Genomic DNA, 6440 nt, shown 5'->3' with positions numbered 1-6440 from the left:
TACATCCGGGTCGGCTCCCGGCTGATTCCACTGAACGCTCCGGAGGCTCTCCGGCCGAACTTGGACTCGCCCTACCAGTTGTCCCTCGCGGCCGAACTGGCCAACCACTTCCCACCACAGGTCCCGTACGTCGCAGGCGAGCCGCTGACCTACCACTGGATGGTCTACAACCACATCGCCTCGGCCCACTGGATCACTGGGATCGAGCTCGACGTACTGACGCAGCGCGTCGTGCCGTTCGCCTTCCTACTGCTGACAGCTCTCGGAGCGGCTGCGGTCGCCATGGTGCTGACGGGCCGCGCTCTCGCGGCACCGATCGGGGCCGGGCTGACTGTCCTCGGCAGTGACCTCTCGCCGTGGGCCTGGACGACCACGCACACGCTGTACAACGACGGCCCGATGTCGATGGGCCAGATGATCAGCCCGACGCAGGCGTTCTCCACAGTGCTGACGCTGCCGCTGATAGCGATCACGGCCCTGCTGCTACGACGCAAGCCGGGCCAGACCAAGCAGCAACTCGCGGGGCTGTTCCTGGTAGCGACTGTGCTGATCGCCGTGCTCTCGATCAGCAAGGCAACCGCACTCCCCGTGTACGCCGCCGGGATTGCCGCAGCCTGGATCTACCTGACGGTCCAGGCCCGTCGACTCAACCTGCGCGCGCTGGTCCTCGGTGTACTGGTCACTGCCAGCTATGCGGGGAACCTCTTCCTCGTACTCCGCGGCGCGAGCCACGGCACCGAGGTGAAACCGGGTGGGACCTTCCGCAGCATGTTGGACGGCATGCTGACCGGCATCGACCCTTCGGTGCAAGGTGGTCCGTCTGTGCTGATCATCGTCTCGGCCGCGATTGTCATCGCCTGGTTGATGCCTGCTGCCGGCGCCCTGTTGATTCGTCGGCGGCTCCCCCGCGATCCGATGGTCGTGATGCTGCTGGCCGGGCTGATCAGTGCGATCGCAGCTGCCGGCCTGCTGTACCACTACAGCCAGGCGCAGGTCTTCTTCGTCCGAAGTGCCTTTGTCTATGGGGTTCTGATAGCTGCCTGGGGTCTGTCCTCCCTAGACCGACGCCAGTACTTCGCTGTCGCGCCCGCGCTGGCTCTAGGCGTCGCCGCAATCTACTTTGGCCGATCCCGGACCGACGGGCTCATCAGGGACTGCCGCGATACCAGCTGCCTCGACCGGATCTTCGCCGAACCACCTGTGGTCGCTCTGCTCGTGGTGGCCGTCGGAGTCGTCGTACTGGGTCTGGTGATGCGTGGATCTCGGCGTACCTGGGCCGTAATCGCAGTGGCCGCATTGCTGGGCACGACGGTCTCCCCGACCGTCCTGAGCCTCGCCAGGTTCGCGTTCCCGCCGCAGGGCCCGTACGAGTCGATCGCGCCCGGCGGGATCGAGGCGGCACGGTTCATCCGTGGATTGTCCGCGCCAGACGACCTGATCGCGACCAACATCCACTGCCACGCGCCGACCGGGCCCCAGTGTCATACGGGATCCTTCTGGATTCCGGGCTATGCCGAGCGCCGCGTGCTCGTCGAGGGCTGGGCGTACACGGCCAGGGCGAATGACGTCCACACCAGCGCGGAGGCGCTGTACGGGCCGTTCTGGGACCAGGAGAAGCTGCGCATCAATGACGAGGCGTTCACCGGCCCGACCGCGGAAGGCCTGGAGACGCTGCGGACGAAGTACGGGGTGCACTGGCTCCTCGCGGACGAGCGGGTCGCCCAGATCCCGGATGACCTAGCCCGCCTGGCCGAGCTCCGCTTCCAGGAGGGCACGGTCCGCGTCTACCAGCTCTACCCGCCCCGGCCCCCGGAGGAGCCGACCGAAGGCCCTTGAGCTCACCCCAGGCTGATGGTCGGGATCGGCAGGCTCTGGTTCCAGGTGCGGTCGAGGGCAGTGACGGAATACAGGTAGTGGTGGCCCTTGACCGCTGTGGTGTCCGTGAAGGTCTGCTGGCCACCGGTGGTCCGCACTGTCGCGAGTAGGTTGCGCGCATCGTTGTCTGCACACCAGTCGCCTGCCGCCAGGTCGCGGCGATAGATCGCGTACGACGTGGTGTCGGCTGAGGTCGCACGCCACTGCAGGCGAGTCCCTGTACTCAGGCGGCTCGCACGGAGACCGTTGACCGGTAGCGGTGGGCGGGAATCCAGGGACGGCATCGCCGGGACCAAGGCAGGACGCGTGTACCACTTGCTGTTGAGCAGGCTGGTAGCTCCGAGGCGATCAGCCCGGACATCCTTGGCGGAGAAGTAGATGTTGCCCTTGACCTCCGGGATCGTGCTGTCGAACGCCAGGTGGTCGCTCAGCTCGGCCGGGTCGGACCAGTCGGGCGACTGCGTCGACGTACCGACCTTGTAGGTGGCCTCACCGATGTACAGGTGCACGTCAGTCCCACGGACCTGCTCGGCCCACCACGGCACGATCTTGTTGTAGTCCGCCGCAGCGAAACCACCGGCCCAGTAGACCTGCGGGACGATGTAGTCGATCCACTCCTCGCGGACCCAGCGCCTGGTGTCCGCGGCCAGGTCGTCGTACGTCTGGACCCCTGCGGTCGTGGGCGAACCGAGCGGGTCGGTCGCGGCGTTGCGCCAGACGGCGAAGGGCGAGATGCCGAACTTCACCCACGGCTTGTCAGCCTTGATCCGATGCTGCAGCTCCTGGATCAACAGATTGATGTTGTTCCGCCGCCACTCGGCCAGCGTCGGGAAGCCCTCGCCGTACTGCGCGTAGGTGGCCGCGTCGTCGAACACCTGACCAGCAACGGGATAGGGGTAGAAGTAGTCGTCGAAGTGCACACCGTCGATGTCGTACCGCGACACCGCGTCCATGATGGCGTCCTCGACCAGCTTGCGGACAGCTGGGATCCCCGGGTTGTAGTAGAGCTTGCCGCCGTACGTGACGACCCACTCCGGGTGCTGCCGGGCCGGGTGCTCGGGGACCAGCGCATCGAGGTTGGTGCCCATGGAGAGCCGGTACGGGTTGAACCACGCGTGCAGCTCGAGGTTCCGCTTGTGCGCCTCGGCGACCGCGAACGCCAGCGGGTCGTAGCCGGGGTTCCCGCCCTGCTGGCCGGTGAGGTACTGCGACCACGGCTCGATCGTGGACGGCCAGAACGCGTCAGCCGTCGGACGGACCTGCAGTACTACGGCGTTGTGCTTCTGCCGCACCGCGTCGTCGAACCAGCCGACCAGTTCAGCCTGCTGCTGTGCCGCGGTGAGGCCGGTCCTGGAGGGCCAGTCAATATTCACCACCGAGGCGACCCAGCTCGCGCGGAACTGCCTCAGCGGAGTACTGGGATCCGCTATGCAGTTCGCCGGCGCTGCAGCCCCCGCGGTACTGGGTAGGGCTGCGAACAGCAGGCCCAGTGCCGCACCGAGTACACCGACGCTCCGCCAGACTTTCATGTCACTCTCCGACTGGTCCGCAAATGAAGTCGAAAGATAGTTACACAATTGCGCGAGCCGTAGAAGACTGAGACGAGGTTGGAGATGGATCGGCGAGCGGGCGCAGGTATGGCAGGGCACCGGTACGCCCGCTCGCCGGCCTTAGAGGCCCCTAGATCAGGCTGAAGGGTGCTCAGATCGGGGGGACGGGATGTTGGCGACCAGGACCCGAGCACCGGTGAGATGTTCGAAGTGCGTCTTGATGCTGACGGGCGCGCCTAGGACGGCGAAATGCAGCATGCTGGGCAGCACTACCGCGGTGACCTCATAACGATCTACAGCAGCAATCAAAGCTTCGAAGGCGGCCGGCGACGTGTGGACCTCTTCGATGAACACAGTCCCAAGATCGAAGCCTTCGGTCACGGCGAAATATGCCAGGCGTTCCATGGCGTCCACGACCTCTACGTCTGACATGAGCAAGTGCCTGCGGACATATGCCAGGAGGAGCGGCTTAACTGCGCCGCTCATGTGCGGTCACGCATGTCATGCACGAGCTCACGCAGCACGAAGATCCACAGCGTTGCTGTGATGGCCGTCAGAATCCACATGCCAGTGATCACGCTCAGTCACATCCCCGCTCGAGACGCAGTTCGCCAAACGGCGATACGCACCCACCTTGACGGCAGGCTGTCTCAGGCGAAATCACTGAGAATGCATAGCCGGCATGCGCCAAGCGTCATAGCCCGACGAAGACGACAAGGGACAGCCCGCAAGATGGCCGTTACGATTTGTAGACAGAGCACAGATCGGAGCGCCCATGAGTCCGCAGCCAATGCGGAAACGCTACTGCCGCTGCGGCACGCAATTGGCAACGGACAATCCCACCCAGCAGTGTGCCCGGTGCCAACGGATCTCCCGTGACAGGTTCAACACGCCGCCGCGGGTTCCGGACGAGTTCTGGAAGACCGAAGAGTTCCACGACGCGTTCGCGGCCCAGCACATCGGTCGTGTAGTACGAACGTACCGTTTACATCTGCACCATCAGTCGACATACGGACCTGCAGGCATCTCTCAGGGACTGATCGGCCAATGGCTCGGATTAAGCCAGCCTCAGGTCAGCCGGTTGGAGACCGGCAGACCGGTCCGCAACCTCGACACCCTGGCCTACTGGGCGAGGGTTCTAGAGATTCCGGTGGACCTATTGTGGTTTGACCTGCCCGGAGCCAGCCGTGCGGCGGAATCGGCCACCGACGTCGTACTGTCCGTCGACGGCGAGCAAGACTCAAGCCATTTGGCTGGGAAACAGCGGGCCGCTGGAGAGCAGCGGCCGTTCTTGGTTGCCGCACCCTTTACCCCCGGAGAGGAAGAGGGCTTGGAGCGACGTCGACTCTTGGAGAGCTTGGCCGGCCTCGGAGCCATGGCAGCTCTCGGGGTCCAGCCTCTTGAAGTAATCCGTCACGCCTTGAATGCATCCCTGCCTCCAGATGGATCTAACTACACGATTGAGGACTGGCAAGAGATCGCCTACGACTACGCGCACGCATACTCGGCGACTCCGCCGCAGTTACTTCTCCCTGATCTCATCGCGGATGTCCTGGCGCTCCGTCACGCAATAAACGAGACAGCGGACTCCCGTCGACGGAGCCATCTCTACGCAGCGGGCGCGACACTCGCAACGATCATGGCCATGACGGCAAGTGCTCTGAGCCAGCCAGGCGAGTCTCGACAGTGGTGGCGGACGGGGCGCCGCGCTGCTGATGCCTCAGGTGACCGTGACCTGCGTGTGTGGGTGCGTGGCTATGAGTCGATGAGCGGGTTCTACCAGGGAAGACCGCTTCAGTCCGTCCTCAACCAGGCTGATGCCGCCATCCAACTCGCTGAGGACCATGCCTCAATCGGGAAGCTGCAAGCCATGGCATGCAAAGCCAAGGTGCTCTCTCAGATGGGCGCGACCGCTGACGCGGAGGATCTACTCGGCCAAATGAGAAGTACGTTCGATTCCTTGCCTGGCACTGTTGCTGCCGAACGCTCTTCGCTACTGGCCTGGCCGGAGCAGAACCTTCTACATACCGACAGTTTCGTATACACCGCGACCGGGCGAGTAAAGGAAGCGCACAAGAGTCAGGATGCAGCGCTTGCCGCATATCCGATGTCGATGTCCCGATGCCGAGCCCAGATCGAGCTACACCGCGCCGCCTGTTTGGTGAACGACGGATCGGTAACCGACGGAATCGCCCACGCTGGATACGTCCTCGAGGGCCTGCCAGCCGAGCACCACACCCAGAATGTTAGGGCCGTCGCCAGGAAGGTACTGGCGACCGTGCCTGATTCAGAGGCCGCCCGACCGAGCGTCAGCGAGTACCGGGAACTGCTGTCCCTATCGCACTCTCCAGGCGCCAGACAGTCGGCGCAGAGGGGTTGATTCGATTCCCTCATCACCCGATGCGGTTCCGGTCTGGCCACCGGATCGCACGCCGCGCAGGAGAGCCGGTACCGTGGTGGCCGGATCAACCGGTAGCGAGAGGGTGGGAAAGTGCTGCGCACGGCATCGGACAGCGACGTCGACACAATCCGAGCCTTCCGCAATCAGGCGGCGAACCGTGTCATCAGCATCATGGCGCACGAAATCTCTGCTGATGAGCACGCCGCTTGGTGGGCCAAAGCCAGCGTGGATCCAACCCGCCGGATACTGATCTACGAACGCGACGGTGTCGCTGCCGGTGTAGTCAACTTCACCGATCTGGAGCTCGACGGCGACCGCAAGACGGGTGAGTGGGGCTTCTATCTGGACGCCGAGGGCCTGGCCGAGCGGGGCGAGACGCTGCCGGCCTGGATCGAGGTCATGAAGGACGCGACCGGCTACGCGTTCGACGAACTCGGCCTGGACGACCTGTCCGGCGAGGTCCTCGAGCACAACACCGTGGTCCGGCAGATGAACCGGCGGTTCCGGTTCGTCGAGGGCGAGCCTCAGACCCGGTACGCCGACGGCCGCGAGATCACCGTGCTCCCCATCAGCCTGAACAAGCTCAACCGGCGAAAGCCGAAGGGAAACTGACC

The 6440-nt window shown here is 64.4% G+C and carries 5 protein-coding genes; 3 read left to right on the top strand and 2 right to left on the bottom strand.

Features of this window, described 5'->3' with window-relative positions:
• A partial coding sequence (locus VFG33_RS27440; protein WP_325055854.1) for a hypothetical protein occupies positions 1–1836 on the top strand: 1836 nt, incomplete at its 5' end.
• 2 nt (positions 1837–1838) lie between these two features.
• Here the strand turns inward: VFG33_RS27440 and VFG33_RS27435 are convergent.
• Together VFG33_RS27435 and VFG33_RS27430 are read right to left on the bottom strand one after the other, a co-directional pair.
• A complete protein-coding gene (locus tag VFG33_RS27435; protein WP_325055853.1) occupies positions 1839–3404 on the bottom strand; it encodes a glycoside hydrolase family 10-like protein in 1566 nt (521 codons plus the stop codon).
• A gap of 156 nt (positions 3405–3560) precedes the next feature.
• Positions 3561–3830 (bottom strand): hypothetical protein, encoded by a 270-nt coding sequence (locus VFG33_RS27430; RefSeq protein ID WP_325055852.1) that lies wholly within the window; start codon positions 3828–3830, stop codon positions 3561–3563.
• A gap of 676 nt (positions 3831–4506) precedes the next feature.
• On the opposite strand from VFG33_RS27430, the gene VFG33_RS27425 reads away from it, so the two are divergent.
• Positions 4507–5805 (top strand): hypothetical protein, encoded by a 1299-nt coding sequence (locus VFG33_RS27425; RefSeq protein ID WP_325055851.1) that lies wholly within the window; start codon positions 4507–4509, stop codon positions 5803–5805.
• Between the two features lie 111 nt (positions 5806–5916).
• Positions 5917–6438 (top strand): GNAT family N-acetyltransferase, encoded by a 522-nt coding sequence (locus VFG33_RS27420; RefSeq protein WP_325055850.1) that lies wholly within the window; start codon positions 5917–5919, stop codon positions 6436–6438.
• Positions 6439–6440 lie beyond the last annotated feature (2 nt).

It is taken from the genome of Kribbella sp. (assembly GCF_035687465.1).
In the GTDB taxonomy this organism is placed as follows: Bacteria; Actinomycetota; Actinomycetes; order Propionibacteriales; family Kribbellaceae; genus Kribbella.
Note: the sequence above shows the minus strand (reverse complement) of the source record. Positions and strands in the feature narration are given on the sequence as shown.